Raw genomic sequence first — 13,011 nt, 5'->3', positions numbered from 1 at the left:
AAGAAAAGGGTTGCGTAATTATCATTTACCATTTATAATCAAAAGTGTAATTAGCAGTTACGTAAATTTGATATGAATAGAGGTGATAAAATGTGTAACCCTAGATTGCCTTTTAGAGAGGCACGTAAATCTAAATCTCTTACTCAGCGCAAATTAGCTGAAATGTCTGGTGTAACAGAAACGACCATCAGAAATATTGAAGCCAACAGAGTAGACCCAAGCTTTAAATTAGCGATCAACCTAACTTTATTGCTTGAAACATCATTCGAAAAGTTATGGGAAAATGATTTTTCGGACTAACAACTTTCTTTTTTTATTATAAAACGTAATTTAAAATTACGCAAGTGGTAATTACATTATTTTTTAAATATGTAATTTAATGATAGGAGAGTGATCCCGTGCAACAATTTTTGGAAGCAAAGATACCTGTGCCAGAAGATTATGTGATCATTTCTAAGGTTGAGTATGAGGAGTTACTTCAAGCGGATAGTTTAGGTCGGTGGATGACATTAAAAGAAGTGCTTGATCGCATAAATAGAAAATATGATTGGTTTAGTCAGAAAGTTTTGAAAAATCCTAGATATAGAAATCGAATCGACATCTCAAAATCATCTGAAGGGTTTGTGTATTACCCAGGGGAAGGCAATGACAAGTATCTTTTTTTGAAATCAAAAACATTAGATTTTTTAGAAGAAAACTTCGTAGAAATTCTTAAATAAAAGGAGCAAACACATTGAAAAACAAACTAGCAAAAACAACAGCAATCATCGGACTAGCACTAGGTAGCGGAGTTATCGGATATGCAGCAAGTAACGCATTTCAGGATTTGGACACGATCAAGGCGAACTTCAACACTGTCTTGCAATACGGACAAACGAAATCACAGCGTGTGTCGGAACTTGAATCACAGCTATCCAAAAACACTCGTACACAGGATCAGCTGAAAGCTGAAATCGAACAAATCAAATCGGACAAGCAGAAGGAAATCGAAGCCAAGCAACGAGAAATCGAACAAAAGCAACAGGAGATCGCTACAAAGCAACAGGAAGCCGATAGCTTGCGTCAACAGTTGAACACAGTGCAAAACGACAAGGAACAGTTAGAACAGCGTGTGAGCGAGTTAAGACAGTATACGGATCAAAAAGTAGGGGAGTTGGGGAAATGAAAGAGTTGACTATTTATGACCCGAATATTTCATGGGCTGAACACACAATTAAAGTTTCTTTTATGATTTGGGATTACAAAGGATACGTTACTTACAAAGTGGGCGGTAACACTAAGGGTTTATCATTAATAGCTATTGATTCATATGATCTATATGATGCTAATTTCGAGGATAACCCAGTTAATTTTCGCGACCTTGATGAAGATTGGTTCTCTATGGAGCTTACTAACGATAAAGGCGACACTACACTTGTACAAGATGAATTCGACAGTCTAGGCGATTATATTGTTGGTGTTGAAATTATTGCGCACAAACCAGAGTAGGAGAGTGAATACAAAATGATTAAATCAATCACTATCTCAATAGAAACGAACGAATCGACAATGCAGCATACCGTCTCAACAAGAGAAGAAGCACTCGCTTTGATCGATCGATACTTCAAGGAGGAGTCAGCATGACATTAGTAAATGTAATTTTCATCTTAGCAATTACTTGGGTGATCCTGTTGCTTGTCTTTACCATAGTTATGTTGGTGCATATGCACAAAGAATATAAACGAATGGATGAGCAAATAGAACGTCGCCGCAAGGCTTTTGATGATCATTTAGATGAAATAAGAAAGAAGGGATTAAAGTGAACAAGATATGGTTGGCAAGTTTAACAACTGACTTATTTTATAAAGCACGCCAATTGCAGGCAATTTCTTATGCAAGTCTCGGCTTGAATGTTGTTCTGTTGGTAGTCCTGATTTGGATCACGAGGGTTAAGTAGTATGACCAGAGCTGAAGCGCTACGTATCGGAAAAATCATTGCTGATCGCTGGTACAAGCACAACAAGCCGTTGATTCAGTCAAGGCAGAATATTGAACGACAAAAAGACCGACTAGCAGGCAAGCTATAGTCAGTCAGAAACGAAAAAATATTTACCTAAGTTTACCACAAATCGAGAGGAGTGGGAAGATGTCAGATTATATCGCAACAGATTACGACAGATTATTACAAGACGAAACCAGTCATGTTATGCCTAATATCCATTCATCTAATGAATTAGAGGATGATGTTGATCCCTCTGCACATTGGAACGAGGACGACAACGAAACGATCGTACACGAATCAGACTGGATGTTTATAGGTTATCGAGAAAACAGCAACGGAACCATGGCAAAATACGTTTTACAACAAGATAACTTTTTAAAAATGGTTGATGAATTTGGACCCGAATCACTAATGATTAGCACATTGCGGCTTGTAAGTGGCGAAGAATGGTTGAAACAAAGACAGGGGGAGTTTAAATGAAATTAAGTGAAAGTATTGATGAAATTGTAAAAGGATTGGTTAAGTTCAGACAACAGCTTGTACAGCCTAAAAAAGATGCAAACAATCCATTTTTCAAAAGCAAATATGTGACATTAGACGGTGTTATTAAAGCCATAGATGATGCTCTTGAAGGAACAGGAATCACCTACACCCAAGAAGCAACAAGCGAAGGGAACTTTGTATCAGTAGCAACATACATCTTACATGAATCTGGGCAATACTTATTATTTGAACCATTAACAGTGCCGACAACCAAAGCTGATGCTCAGGCATTTGGATCAGCTGAAACTTATGCAAGACGGTATGTATTGGCTGCGGCATTCGGAGTAGCTAGTGATATTGACGATGATGCAAACGAAGTTAGCGGAAAAAATGCACCAAAGAATGCTTCTTCTACTCATATTCAAGTTGCCAAAACAAAGATACAAACTCTTGCTGATGAAAATGCTATGACTTTCGATCAGGCTCAACAAGCAGCTTTTAAATATATCGGATTAAAAAGAAAATCAATTGAATCTTTAAGCGCAGAAGAAATGGGTCAACTTTTAAACTACTTAAACAGTAAGAAGTGATGTAAATGAACAATCTTTCGTATCTAGCAAAAATAACAAATGTTGATGGGGACAAAGTCACATTTCAGCTCAAAGAGTCGCTAAACATCGAACGACTTAAAACAATCTTTGATGGATATGACGGCGAGAGACAAGCGGAAATATTCATCAAAGACCCACGAGGGTTCACAGTCGAACAGAGACGCTTCACGTTCGCTTTAATGCAAGACATATACATTTACACTGGCGAACCATTAGAGAGCCTTAAAGACGTGTTCTATTGGCAATTTCGATACTTCACAGGGAAGAACATCAGCTTATCGAATCATTCGGAGAACACAGTCGATGAAGTCTCAACATTAGATGAATTGATACTAGATTTTATCTTCGCAAATGACATTCCATTTCGTGAAGGCTATGAGATTCCGCCACAAAATGAACAGTACTTTTTCTATAAATGTGTAATGAATCGAACCTGCTGCATTTGCGGTAAAAAGAACGCTGACATCGATCACTTTGACAAAGCCTTGGGAAGACGTAAGCGGAAAGAAGTAGATCACACAGAATTTACTTTTGCAGCACTTTGCAGAACCCATCATACCGAGAAGCATCAGATGGGGATTACAGAGTTTAAAAACAAGTATCACGTTATTGGCATCAAACTGAATCAAGACGAGATAAAGAAATTAAAGATAGGGGGATGACCTTGAGAACGATTAATGACAATTACAAACGTTTAAAAGACTCACAAAATGAACTAAAAGTCCTTAGAGAGACGTTTACCAGGCAAGAGAAAAAGCTATTGCAAGAAATTGAATTACAAGAAAAATATATCGAAGAATTTAGCAAGCGTGATGAAAAAACAGCTGTTGGAATGCAACTTGTGATTTGCAGAAAGTACGAAGATTGGGGAAAAGAGTTTAAGGATCTATTGAATTTTGCCATCAGCAAGATTGAAAGTGGATATCTGCCAGAACTGCTTTCAAATAGAGAAGTTTTTGGATATTGGTATAACAGTGGATTTCAATCAGGATATTCTAGAGTAATTGGCAGATCTGTGGGAGAAAATTACGCACACGAGCGGGCACAAATTAGATTCGCTGATGAAATGTATGAAGATGGTTATGAACTTACAACTCAAGATACCTTAGCAATATTATCCTACTTGAAGCATTTGTTGTCCGATTCAAAGGAGGGATAACGTGGCAGAAATAAGTTGGATTAAGCTTAAGACGACAATGTTTGATGATGAAAAAATAAGGTTAATTCAAGCTGTTCCTGAGTCAGATGCAATCTTAGTCATTTGGATAAGACTTCTCGTATTAGCAGGGAAGACTAATGATGATGGCTTGATCTATATACAAAGAAATATGCCCTATTCAGAAGAAATGCTGGCAACCCTTTTTGGTAAAAACGTCAACACAGTTAGATTAGCACTGACGACCTTAGCTAGTTTCAACATGATCGATCTTAGCAACGATGGCTTAATAGCAATTAGCAATTGGGAAAAACACCAAAACGTTGAAGGCATGGAACAAGTAAGGTTGAAAAACGCCATAAGAAACAGGGAATATCGTGAACGGAAGAAACAAGAAAAGCTTCTATTAGAGCGTGACGTTAGCGTGACGTCACGTGACGGTACAGATATAGATAAAGAATTAGATAAAGAAAGAGATATAGATAAAGAGAAAATACCATATAGCGACATCATCAAATACTTGAACGAAGCAACAAATAAATCATTCAAGGTTACTCAGAAATGGAAAGACCTTATCAAAGCAAGATGGAACGAAGGTCAACGATTAGATGATTTCAAAAAAGTAATTGATGTGAAAACAAACCAATGGTTGAACAACCAAGAAATGAATAAGTACCTAAGACCAGCAACACTTTTTGGAAATAAGTTTGATGATTATTTGAATGAGTATCGTCCACAAGCTAATTCTTCAATCTCCGATGAAATTGCTGAATCTCAAAGGAGGTTGTCTGAAGCCTATGAACAATGAGTTAAAACTTGTGGCTGAAATGCTAAACAATCCATCAATCATTACAAACATTGATATCGATTCAGAATGGTTTGAAAGTCCTCAGTGCAAATTGATTGTAGAGTCAATGACTAGACTGCGAGGAATGAAATACAGCACTGAACAGGTTCACCGAGAAATGCGAACCATTGATTACTTCAAATCAGGGACAGTAGATGAATTAGACATCTTGAAGAATTCTGCTAATCAGCTTGGAATCGAAAGAGAACTAGCACGAATCATACACAATGATTATCTTGATCGCAAGCTGCACTCAGCGTCCATAAAATACGCTGAGACGCTTTCTAAGACAGATGGCGATAAGTTAACACGCTTGTTAGAAGAAAAGCGTGACGTGAACCATATTAAGTCTGATGGCAAGTTGGATAAAGCTTTCTCTGAATTCTCGGAGAACTTAGATAAACCAAGCGATGTTCTGACGACATACAAACCGCTAGATGCATTTCTTGGTGGCGGGCTAACTGGTGGCAAGTTGATTGTCTTAGCTGGGAGACCAGCTACAGGGAAAACGGCGTTTGCTTTGAATATCATGCACAAATTGTTTACAGATAATGAAAATGTTCAGTGCGACTTTTTCACTTTTGAAATGGGCCAAAACGAGCTAATGACACGACTGGTTTCAAAAGAGACACATATCAACTCACTTCTATTCGTGGGGAAGGATAAGCTGTCACAGGAAAATAAAGTCAAAGCGCGCAAAGCTTATGAGGAAATGAAAAATACATTTGATCTACGTGTCTATACATCCGAGTACTCAAACTTGAACGATATCAAATACGCAATTAAGCAGCGTTTGAGTGATAAGAAGTATGTCGTGTTTGTAGACTATGCAGGGTTGATCACAGTGAACGATACTCGCAAAAATGAGCGTCAAGTGATGAACGAAGTCACACGAGAGTTGAAGAAGCTCACAACAGACTACGGAATCACCATTGTGCTGCTAGCTCAGTTAAGTAGGGCAGTCGAGCAGCGACAAGACAAGCGGCCAATGCTCAGTGATTTGAAAGAATCTGGATCATTAGAACAAGATGCGAATGTCACACTCTTGCTTTCTGCTGACGATAAAGACAGTCGCAAGATTCGATGCGATGTAGCCAAAAACAGAGAAGGCATGACAGGAGTTGCACCGTTTATCTTCGACAAGAAGTTTATGGATTTCTCAGTAGACTTTGACGAATGGAGAGGTTAGATGGACGGACAAACCTATCTGGCTATCTTCAAAGAAAACGGCCTTGTGCGATCGGACTTAGTCAAAATATTGGAACATCAAGTTAAGGTGTTTCAAGAAAACAATATGCCAGCGAATGCAGAAGAAGCTAAGTGGTTGGCGATCGAAATAGCTGAGGAAGAAAAAGCACAAGGTTATCCATTCCTAAATGGCAATGAAACCAAAGAACAGATTGCCGAAAGATATCTGAATGCGAGGGGAAAGATGTGAACGAACTCGATTTACAAAAGCAAATCAGAAATTCACTCAAGGTAATCGGGCATGATTGCTGGAAGGTTGATACAGGGCCAGTCAAACGAGCTAGCCATAAGCAAATGAATCTTGAAAAAGGATTCCCTGATTTGTTTGGATTCCGAAAAGATGATAAACGGATTTTCTTTATAGAAATCAAAATGCCGAAAGGGAAATTAAAACAAGAGCAAAAAGAATTCCTTTTAGATAAAAATCGGAAAGGTTGTCTCAATGGAGTAGCTAGGAATCTGGTTGAAGCAATCGAAATAATCCAAGGTACTAGAACGATTGAAAATGAATTGGAGGAGCAAAATTGAAATTAGATGTGAATAAAGAAGTGAACGAGGCATTCGAAAACGCTAAAAGATATTTAAATCAACTAGGAATTGATATTAAAACCGATGAATACGTCATCGTGCAACAATTCGATGATGGACATGGAATTATCATTAGCGTGGTGGAAGAGGAAGAACGAACAGTTAAGGTTCAAGTAATGGATACGATAGTCGCTTTGCCAAAAAAAGATGGCTTGTTGGATGTATTCGTAAACGAGGAGGACTCAGAATGATAAACAACGTAACTTTGGTCGGAAGACTAACGAAAGATCCTGATTTGAAATACACAGGCAACGGAACCGCGGTTGCCACCTTCACATTAGCTGTGAATCGCAACTTTACGAATCAGAGCGGAGAGCGAGAAGCGGACTTCATCAATTGTGTTATTTGGAGAAAGCCAGCTGAAACATTAGCGAACTATGCGAAAAAAGGCGTATTGATCGGAGTAACAGGGCGGATTCAAACGCGTTCTTACGATAACCAACAAGGACAAAAAGTTTATGTCACCGAAGTGATTGCGGACAACTTCCAGTTGTTAGAAAGCAAGAAAGCCGATTCTAGCCAAAATACACAAGGTAGCGGCGTTTCAAATAGTCAAACGAATAATTACACTCGCAACCAACCAAACCGCAACAACGATGAATCAGACCCGTTTGGCAACTCATCAATAGATATCGATATTGATAGTCAAGACCTTCCATTTTGAGAGGTGAGTAGATATGGAATTGAAACAGGCGGAATTTTTAAAGGCGAGCTCGTTAATTAAATTCATTAACAACAGAAAAATAAAACAAAGCGATATACAAGCGATCGTACGCAACGAGGGGATTTACACCGTATTTTATTGGGAAAATAACTATCAATATTAAGAGGTGAGCAGATGACACCAACACAAATCCAAATCAGAAACATGTCAGATAAGGACCTAGTATGGAGAAAGAAAGTGATCGACAGCCATGTCGAGAGATTGCTCAAGCAACAAGAATGGCTAGCCGAGGAAATGGAACGGAGGAGTAAAGCATGAAACTAGCAGACACAATAACAGGCGTGCAGGACGGCAAGTATAGCCCGCCGCCACGAGTAGTCAGAAAGCAACGGAGAGTAAAAGCAGGTATCGAGTATTGGTGCGTGACCGAACGTTTTAAAACACCTTTCAAAGCAGTGTGTGTCAAAGTACTTGAGAATTCAGCTATTGTGACGTTTGGCAGCGATCGGACAGTTGTTAGATTGCGAGATATGAAGAGGGTGGAATGATGGCTAACAAAGAAGATTTATATCGGTTGGAAAAGCTAGTTAATACGCCAGGTGCTGATGAAGACAAAATCAGAGTTTTGAGAAAGGCTTTGTGGGGAAAGAGTTACGATCGACCAAAGCAGAATAGATACAACTCAACGCCGGTCAGATTTACTTTTCCAGATGGTGAAGTCAAAGAATTCAGCACACAGCGTGAAGCCTCAGAGATGTCAGGACTGAACAAATGGACTTTGGATCGAGCATGCAGATTGCAGATACCTTTGAAGAAAGGCAATTTTGCAGGTGCAACGGTCGAGATATTGAGTCAGCAATCGGAAGAAATTACGGAATGAGGTGGAAAGATGGCATTATCAGCAGAAATCAAAGAATTAAAAATTACTTGTGAATACGTAGGTGATACACATGAACTAGATGTGACAGTGTCGTCAGAAAACGTGTATATAAAGGTTTGGGATGCCCATGCCATCAAGGAGCACGACATCGAAATGACTTTCGAGGAGTGGGATATTTTCAAAAAAATAATAGATATGGCGATAGCACGAGAAAGAAGTAAGGAAAGAAATTACCAAATTGGAGGGGAATGAAGATGGGTTTAGATATTACAGCATATAAGAATTTAAAACGAGTTAATAATCCAGAAAGAGACGAAGACGGAGATTTAGTAAATTGGGAAAGCTTGGTTGATATTGACCAAGCGTCATTAGATTATACCGAGCAACATTTTAAGGGGCGTACACAAGGTTTGAAGGCTGGCGTGTATTCCTATGAATCTGAATATGGTTTTAGAGCAGGGGGTTACGGATACTACAATCGTTTCAGAGATAAGCTTGAACAGATTGCTTCAAATTCACAATTATTTGAATTAATTATGTTCTCTGATTGTGATGGTTTTATAGGATCTGTTGTTTCAAAAAAATTAGCAAAAGATTTTCAAGATCTGGAACAGGATGCTAAGGAAAAATTAGGTCAAAGTGATTTCGAATTATATTTGGATTTCAAAAAAGCTTTTGAATTAGCCAGTGACAGTGGATGTGTTTCATTCCATTAATGACAGAAATACACAACTAAGAAAAGAGGAATAAGAAATGTTTAAATACGAGAATAAAGAGTTCCGAGCTAATTCTCTATCTCATGCCTATACGAAATTTTTAGATGAATCTTGGGGATTGCACTACGTTGATTACCTAAAACAAAATAATCTTGAACATGAAAAAATTTATGCGACAGAAGATATTGAGGAAGTTGAAGATCTTGTTGATGGATATTACAAATTGAAGCAGAAATTAGAAAATGGTGCTGTTTTTCAAATTGAGGTTTGGGAAAACGGAGATGGGTCGTTTGACGGACTTGCTCAGGTAGTTTAGTTGATAATCCGACGAAATAGCAGAAAGCGAGTGATGAATGTGAGTGAAGAACGCAAAATAACTGCAGGTACAATCAGTGGTGCGACTTTTAAAAGTATAGATATTGAACCGTCAATAATAGTTGATGGGAAAAGCTATACCGCTAGTGAATTTAATAAAGCCGTTGAAATGTTAAAACAACCGCAACTCAACAATAGTCAGCAAGAGCTATTAGATGATTTAAAATACGTTTACAGCTGGCAACACAGCCATGCTTGGGATCTATTTTACTATTTGGTTGATAGTGATAGGTCTATGTTTGAAGACGATACAATACGTAATTTTCAGAGCTTGTCTGATGATGAATCTCTTAAAGTCCTAATTATTTTCAGTCAATGGGTCTTATCACCAAAAGATTAATTCCGCAATCGTCAGCGATAGCAAACAGGAGGGATAAGAATGAATTGGCCTGATTTTTGTAAAAAAGTAAGTGAACTGTCTGATAAGTTGAAAAAACTTGATAGTGAGTTAGAACATGGAGAACGTTTTGGCGATGCATTCCGCAGAGAACACGGTGGCGAAATTAAGTCTAGCGATTGTGAGTTGTGTTTTTGGGATGCTTTTGAGGGAAACAATAAGCATTTTGGTGTGCCTCGTAAGATTATGGCGAAAGCAATCAACGAAGCGAAAAGTGATTTGTTTGAGCAGATTCATGAAGTAGAGAATGAATTACTTGTGTTAGTTCAGGAGCAAGCTAATGAAAGTTAATCATTATACAGTACTAGCTATTGTATCAATACTGCTGACAATCGCAGGTCTAAGTTGGCTATCCTATACAATAGTGGACCAACAACAGCAAATCTTGAAGCTAGAACAACAGCTGCAGTATGAGCAAATGAAGTACAAGATTATTATCAACGATCCGTTAGTCAGGGATGCGATGGAAGCGGGAGGATGAATGATGGACTTTGCAGTAGCGATTTTTCTCGCAGTCGTAGCGACAGTGGTTGCAAGCGTGATTTTTGGTAAAGAAGATAAAGAGGAGGGCAAGTGAGTGTTAGACTTTCAAGTGATAGTTTTGATGCTATTGATATTTGGACCAGGAATTGAAATCAGAGATAAGTCTAGTAGATTGCGCTTTAAGGCATCTGGTCTTCTATTCGGAATAATAGAGTGTATTACTTGGTTGATTGGAAAATTTAGGAGCTAGGAGGGCAAGTGATTGGAGAAATGGCGTGTTGAACGAGTCAAGGCAGTGTTGAAAGATTACCGAGATACGGATAAGTACGTCAGGAAGCTTGAAGAAGAGATTCGGGTTCCGTATCGAGAAGAAGATGTTAACGGGGACATCAAGGGAACAAGAAGCGACAGCGATTTGATGTTCGGCACATTGTGGACCATCGAGACGGATAAGCAGATTCGGCGGTTGAAACGCAATAAGCAGATTGTACAAGAACTTCTCGATGAGTGCGGCAGTGACACTGAGACGATCATTCGAGAGTTGTATATCAAGCGATTTCCGCAATACACGATGCAAGGTTTAGTTGATAATCTGGTTATCAAGTGTGGCAGGAATAAAGCATTCACTTTAAGAGACAAATTCTTTGAAGAATTGGATAGAAGCCTTGATATTTAAACGATTTTCAAACTTTCGAGGTATAAAAACGTGGTAAATTAGTATTATCAGATATCGCCCACAAGCACAACGGCATTCAACCTCCTTTTGATACGAAAAATTATTCTGTGGGCGATACAATTTTAGGGTTTATAGTTATCCCGACTGCTAGTCAGTGAAAACTTGTTACATAGTACTTTTAGTCACTCATTGCGAGTGGCTTTTTATTTTGCAGAAAAGCGAGGTGGCAGACATAAACTGGACAGAACAAGAAATTGATAGGCTCAAAGAATTAATCAATGAAGGTTATACCAATAAAGAAATAGCAATCATATTATCAAACGAGTGCGGAAGAGAGTTTACCAAGATCAGTGTAAAAAGCAAACGTCAACGATTGAACAAAGTAACGCCACCTCGCAAAATTGATGGACAATCAATCAACGAAAACAAGCGTTACAACATAGATGGTACTATTTCCCAAGCTGAATTCGATGTGAAGATGGCTTTCTACCAGAAGGACAGTAAAACGCCAGAGGATATCCTCAAATACAAAGGCTATGATCCGCAAGAATGGGAAATATCTCAAGTAACAACTAATGAGTGGACGACTACCACAGCGGATATCCAGAAATGGAATCAGCAGTTGAAGTTTGTGGTCAAGCCAAAGCACAAGGCATTTAACACATCTGCCTTCACCGAATCAATCGAGCCAGTAAAACTAACCGCAATCAAGACGGGTGACAGAAACTTATTCATCGGTTTGGCTGATTGGCATTTTGGCATCACTAAGCTAGAGGATTTGCAAGATAAGTTAGTGAGAATGATTGAAGTTATCTCAAAAGGCTATAAGCAGATTGTTATTGGTCAGCTAGGAGATTTATTCCATAGCAGCCAAATCAAGAAGTCGGTCACGATGGCTGGCACAGTATTAGACGATGTGGATATGGAAACAGCTATCAAGGATGCAAGAGCGTTTTTCGATATGTTGATTACTGAGTGTGTGAGACATTCGAAGCAAGTGACTGTGGAACATGCTGAAGGAAATCACAGCGGATCCGTCGAATACATGTTTCTCCTTTATCTAGAAGCCAAGTATCCAGACATCAAAGTAAATTACCACAATAAGTACCGACAAGCGTTCATGTTGGATAACGTGGCGATCATGATTACTCATGGGCAGTATGGCAAGCGGAAGGATTTGCCGATGTTATTTGCTACTGAATTCTCTGATATGTGGAGTAAGGCAACTACACGGGAGATAATCACAGGTCATTTCCACACACAACAGACGAACGACTATCAAGGTGTGATACATCGTCAGTTAGGGACCATTAAGCCGAATGACAGCTACGAGATAGAGAATGGTTGGACTATGGGCAAGAAGGTGCTGCAGTTGTTTGAATATGATAGCGAAAGGTTGAGGGTGACGTATGACATCTAAAAATAAAACGTTCTATGTATACGTGAGTTGCTTAAGCGATATTTACTTTTTAGATGAATATGACGAAGAAATCACTTCAAGAGTTTGCCCTATGTGTGGAGATTCAGATGACTATATTGGATCTTTTAATAATGTAGAAGATCTCGTTAAAGAGGCTTGCTACGATGACTGGTATTGCTTTAGAGAAGACTATGTGCGTGAGTCTTGGAATGAGCATATTAAATCCAAAGGAGGAAATAATAATGAATAAAGAAAAGAGTGGTGGCTTGGGGTTCTTGAGTATCCTGACATTAATTTTTGTCGTTGCTAAATTATTTGGAGTAATTGCTTGGAGTTGGTGGTTAGTATTTACTCCAGTTCTAATTGGAGTAGGACTAACAATACTGATTTTAATCATTGCGGTGATTGCGGCCGCAGTTAGTGACTGATATGCATTACTATTACATCCAACTATCAGTAGGAATACTAAGGCATAAGAACATCCGA

29 protein-coding genes are annotated in these 13,011 nt (G+C 38.6%); all 29 read left to right on the top strand.

From position 1 onward, the window contains the following. Positions 1-90: 90 nt before the first annotated feature. The 29 genes from IGK61_RS11400 to IGK61_RS11260 all read left to right on the top strand — a co-directional run bounded on the left by IGK61_RS11400 (position 91) and on the right by IGK61_RS11260 (position 12,953). A complete protein-coding gene (locus IGK61_RS11400; protein ID WP_438844861.1) occupies positions 91-300 on the top strand; it encodes a helix-turn-helix transcriptional regulator in 210 nt (69 codons plus the stop codon). 98 nt (positions 301-398) lie between these two features. Continuing rightward, positions 399-719 (top strand): DUF771 domain-containing protein, encoded by a 321-nt coding sequence (locus tag IGK61_RS11395; protein WP_438844860.1) that lies wholly within the window; start codon positions 399-401, stop codon positions 717-719. 14 nt (positions 720-733) lie between these two features. Continuing rightward, a complete protein-coding gene (locus tag IGK61_RS11390; protein ID WP_438844859.1) occupies positions 734-1,165 on the top strand; it encodes a hypothetical protein in 432 nt (143 codons plus the stop codon). Then, positions 1,162-1,488: a DUF5406 family protein gene (locus IGK61_RS11385; RefSeq protein WP_438844858.1), complete on the top strand. Its 327-nt coding sequence runs from the start codon at positions 1,162-1,164 to the stop codon at positions 1,486-1,488. Before IGK61_RS11390 ends, IGK61_RS11385 begins: the two co-directional genes overlap by 4 nt. A 131-nt stretch (positions 1,489-1,619) precedes the next feature. Beyond that, entirely contained in the window at positions 1,620-1,802 is a 183-nt protein-coding gene (locus IGK61_RS11380; protein ID WP_438779403.1) for a hypothetical protein, read from the top strand. Between the two features lie 135 nt (positions 1,803-1,937). Continuing rightward, positions 1,938-2,066: a hypothetical protein gene (locus IGK61_RS11375; RefSeq protein WP_255200964.1), complete on the top strand. Its 129-nt coding sequence runs from the start codon at positions 1,938-1,940 to the stop codon at positions 2,064-2,066. Positions 2,067-2,125: 59 nt separating this feature from the next. Further along, a complete protein-coding gene (locus IGK61_RS11370; protein ID WP_438844857.1) occupies positions 2,126-2,461 on the top strand; it encodes a hypothetical protein in 336 nt (111 codons plus the stop codon). Further along, entirely contained in the window at positions 2,458-3,054 is a 597-nt protein-coding gene (locus IGK61_RS11365; protein ID WP_010747478.1) for an ERF family protein, read from the top strand. The genes IGK61_RS11370 and IGK61_RS11365 overlap by 4 nt, the downstream gene beginning before the upstream one ends. Before the next feature lie 5 nt (positions 3,055-3,059). Beyond that, positions 3,060-3,737 (top strand): putative HNHc nuclease, encoded by a 678-nt coding sequence (locus IGK61_RS11360; protein ID WP_438844856.1) that lies wholly within the window; start codon positions 3,060-3,062, stop codon positions 3,735-3,737. Positions 3,738-3,739: 2 nt separating this feature from the next. After that, entirely contained in the window at positions 3,740-4,234 is a 495-nt protein-coding gene (locus tag IGK61_RS11355; protein ID WP_438844855.1) for a hypothetical protein, read from the top strand. Position 4,235: 1 nt separating this feature from the next. After that, a complete protein-coding gene (locus IGK61_RS11350) occupies positions 4,236-5,039 on the top strand; it encodes a phage replisome organizer N-terminal domain-containing protein (RefSeq protein ID WP_438844854.1) in 804 nt (267 codons plus the stop codon). Beyond that, a complete protein-coding gene (locus tag IGK61_RS11345; protein ID WP_438844853.1) occupies positions 5,029-6,267 on the top strand; it encodes a DnaB-like helicase C-terminal domain-containing protein in 1,239 nt (412 codons plus the stop codon). Before IGK61_RS11350 ends, IGK61_RS11345 begins: the two co-directional genes overlap by 11 nt. Continuing rightward, positions 6,268-6,516, top strand: coding sequence for a hypothetical protein (locus IGK61_RS11340; RefSeq protein ID WP_153883198.1), 249 nt, complete (start codon positions 6,268-6,270; stop codon positions 6,514-6,516). Further along, complete coding sequence (locus IGK61_RS11335; RefSeq protein WP_438844852.1) at positions 6,513-6,854, top strand: VRR-NUC domain-containing protein; 342 nt, start codon at positions 6,513-6,515, stop codon at positions 6,852-6,854. Before IGK61_RS11340 ends, IGK61_RS11335 begins: the two co-directional genes overlap by 4 nt. After that, positions 6,851-7,105 carry a hypothetical protein gene (locus tag IGK61_RS11330; protein ID WP_153883196.1) on the top strand — a complete coding sequence of 85 codons (255 nt, stop codon included), beginning with the start codon at positions 6,851-6,853 and terminating at the stop codon, positions 7,103-7,105. Before IGK61_RS11335 ends, IGK61_RS11330 begins: the two co-directional genes overlap by 4 nt. Next, entirely contained in the window at positions 7,102-7,578 is a 477-nt protein-coding gene (ssb, locus tag IGK61_RS11325; RefSeq protein WP_438844851.1) for a single-stranded DNA-binding protein, read from the top strand. The genes IGK61_RS11330 and ssb overlap by 4 nt, the downstream gene beginning before the upstream one ends. Before the next feature lie 174 nt (positions 7,579-7,752). After that, on the top strand, positions 7,753-7,896 hold the full coding sequence (locus tag IGK61_RS11320) for a hypothetical protein (protein ID WP_010747487.1): 144 nt from the start codon (positions 7,753-7,755) through the stop codon (positions 7,894-7,896). Beyond that, complete coding sequence (locus IGK61_RS11315; RefSeq protein ID WP_438844850.1) at positions 7,893-8,126, top strand: hypothetical protein; 234 nt, start codon at positions 7,893-7,895, stop codon at positions 8,124-8,126. The genes IGK61_RS11320 and IGK61_RS11315 overlap by 4 nt, the downstream gene beginning before the upstream one ends. Next, entirely contained in the window at positions 8,126-8,458 is a 333-nt protein-coding gene (locus tag IGK61_RS11310; protein ID WP_438844849.1) for a hypothetical protein, read from the top strand. The genes IGK61_RS11315 and IGK61_RS11310 overlap by 1 nt, the downstream gene beginning before the upstream one ends. A gap of 9 nt (positions 8,459-8,467) precedes the next feature. Next, positions 8,468-8,710, top strand: a complete 243-nt coding sequence (locus IGK61_RS11305; protein ID WP_438844848.1) for a hypothetical protein — start codon at positions 8,468-8,470, stop codon at positions 8,708-8,710. A 2-nt stretch (positions 8,711-8,712) separates the two neighbouring features. Further along, positions 8,713-9,174 carry a hypothetical protein gene (locus tag IGK61_RS11300; RefSeq protein ID WP_438844847.1) on the top strand — a complete coding sequence of 154 codons (462 nt, stop codon included), beginning with the start codon at positions 8,713-8,715 and terminating at the stop codon, positions 9,172-9,174. Between the two features lie 37 nt (positions 9,175-9,211). Further along, positions 9,212-9,490, top strand: coding sequence for a hypothetical protein (locus IGK61_RS11295; RefSeq protein WP_438844846.1), 279 nt, complete (start codon positions 9,212-9,214; stop codon positions 9,488-9,490). Between the two features lie 33 nt (positions 9,491-9,523). Next, positions 9,524-9,889 (top strand): hypothetical protein, encoded by a 366-nt coding sequence (locus IGK61_RS11290; protein ID WP_438844845.1) that lies wholly within the window; start codon positions 9,524-9,526, stop codon positions 9,887-9,889. Between the two features lie 39 nt (positions 9,890-9,928). Next, entirely contained in the window at positions 9,929-10,237 is a 309-nt protein-coding gene (locus IGK61_RS11285; protein ID WP_438844844.1) for a hypothetical protein, read from the top strand. Further along, the gene (locus IGK61_RS11280; protein WP_438844843.1) at positions 10,227-10,427 is read left to right on the top strand and encodes a hypothetical protein; all 201 of its coding nucleotides are present in this window, start codon (positions 10,227-10,229) and stop codon (positions 10,425-10,427) included. The genes IGK61_RS11285 and IGK61_RS11280 overlap by 11 nt, the downstream gene beginning before the upstream one ends. 264 nt (positions 10,428-10,691) lie before the next feature. Continuing rightward, entirely contained in the window at positions 10,692-11,105 is a 414-nt protein-coding gene (locus IGK61_RS11275) for an integrase (RefSeq protein ID WP_074934690.1), read from the top strand. Positions 11,106-11,328: 223 nt separating this feature from the next. Continuing rightward, positions 11,329-12,525: a helix-turn-helix domain-containing protein gene (locus IGK61_RS11270; RefSeq protein WP_438844842.1), complete on the top strand. Its 1,197-nt coding sequence runs from the start codon at positions 11,329-11,331 to the stop codon at positions 12,523-12,525. After that, positions 12,515-12,775, top strand: coding sequence for a hypothetical protein (locus tag IGK61_RS11265; protein ID WP_438844841.1), 261 nt, complete (start codon positions 12,515-12,517; stop codon positions 12,773-12,775). Before IGK61_RS11270 ends, IGK61_RS11265 begins: the two co-directional genes overlap by 11 nt. Next, the gene (locus IGK61_RS11260; protein ID WP_438844840.1) at positions 12,768-12,953 is read left to right on the top strand and encodes a hypothetical protein; all 186 of its coding nucleotides are present in this window, start codon (positions 12,768-12,770) and stop codon (positions 12,951-12,953) included. Before IGK61_RS11265 ends, IGK61_RS11260 begins: the two co-directional genes overlap by 8 nt. Positions 12,954-13,011 lie beyond the last annotated feature (58 nt).

Source organism: Enterococcus sp. AZ063, from assembly GCF_051715045.1.
GTDB lineage: Bacteria > Bacillota > Bacilli > Lactobacillales > Enterococcaceae > Enterococcus_D > Enterococcus_D casseliflavus.
This window is presented reverse-complemented; position numbering and strand designations above follow the sequence as displayed.

Excerpts from the sequence above, each read along its gene's own strand:
- IGK61_RS11375 (WP_255200964.1), top strand. The coding sequence starts at position 1,938 with ATGACCAGAGCTGAAGCGCTACGTATCGGAAAAATCATTGCTGATCGC.
- IGK61_RS11315 (WP_438844850.1), top strand. The coding sequence starts at position 7,893 with ATGAAACTAGCAGACACAATAACAGGCGTGCAGGACGGCAAGTATAGC.
- IGK61_RS11300 (WP_438844847.1), top strand. The coding sequence starts at position 8,713 with ATGGGTTTAGATATTACAGCATATAAGAATTTAAAACGAGTTAATAAT.
- ssb (WP_438844851.1), top strand. The coding sequence starts at position 7,102 with ATGATAAACAACGTAACTTTGGTCGGAAGACTAACGAAAGATCCTGAT.
- IGK61_RS11265 (WP_438844841.1), top strand. The coding sequence starts at position 12,515 with ATGACATCTAAAAATAAAACGTTCTATGTATACGTGAGTTGCTTAAGC.
- IGK61_RS11365 (WP_010747478.1), top strand. The coding sequence starts at position 2,458 with ATGAAATTAAGTGAAAGTATTGATGAAATTGTAAAAGGATTGGTTAAG.
- IGK61_RS11370 (WP_438844857.1), top strand. The coding sequence starts at position 2,126 with ATGTCAGATTATATCGCAACAGATTACGACAGATTATTACAAGACGAA.
- IGK61_RS11310 (WP_438844849.1), top strand. The coding sequence starts at position 8,126 with ATGGCTAACAAAGAAGATTTATATCGGTTGGAAAAGCTAGTTAATACG.
- IGK61_RS11290 (WP_438844845.1), top strand. The coding sequence starts at position 9,524 with ATGAATGTGAGTGAAGAACGCAAAATAACTGCAGGTACAATCAGTGGT.
- IGK61_RS11360 (WP_438844856.1), top strand. The coding sequence starts at position 3,060 with ATGAACAATCTTTCGTATCTAGCAAAAATAACAAATGTTGATGGGGAC.
- IGK61_RS11320 (WP_010747487.1), top strand. The coding sequence starts at position 7,753 with ATGACACCAACACAAATCCAAATCAGAAACATGTCAGATAAGGACCTA.
- IGK61_RS11340 (WP_153883198.1), top strand. The coding sequence starts at position 6,268 with ATGGACGGACAAACCTATCTGGCTATCTTCAAAGAAAACGGCCTTGTG.
- IGK61_RS11345 (WP_438844853.1), top strand. The coding sequence starts at position 5,029 with ATGAACAATGAGTTAAAACTTGTGGCTGAAATGCTAAACAATCCATCA.
- IGK61_RS11295 (WP_438844846.1), top strand. The coding sequence starts at position 9,212 with ATGTTTAAATACGAGAATAAAGAGTTCCGAGCTAATTCTCTATCTCAT.
- IGK61_RS11380 (WP_438779403.1), top strand. The coding sequence starts at position 1,620 with ATGACATTAGTAAATGTAATTTTCATCTTAGCAATTACTTGGGTGATC.
- IGK61_RS11260 (WP_438844840.1), top strand. The coding sequence starts at position 12,768 with ATGAATAAAGAAAAGAGTGGTGGCTTGGGGTTCTTGAGTATCCTGACA.
- IGK61_RS11305 (WP_438844848.1), top strand. The coding sequence starts at position 8,468 with ATGGCATTATCAGCAGAAATCAAAGAATTAAAAATTACTTGTGAATAC.
- IGK61_RS11280 (WP_438844843.1), top strand. The coding sequence starts at position 10,227 with ATGAAAGTTAATCATTATACAGTACTAGCTATTGTATCAATACTGCTG.
- IGK61_RS11385 (WP_438844858.1), top strand. The coding sequence starts at position 1,162 with ATGAAAGAGTTGACTATTTATGACCCGAATATTTCATGGGCTGAACAC.
- IGK61_RS11285 (WP_438844844.1), top strand. The coding sequence starts at position 9,929 with ATGAATTGGCCTGATTTTTGTAAAAAAGTAAGTGAACTGTCTGATAAG.
- IGK61_RS11400 (WP_438844861.1), top strand. The coding sequence starts at position 91 with ATGTGTAACCCTAGATTGCCTTTTAGAGAGGCACGTAAATCTAAATCT.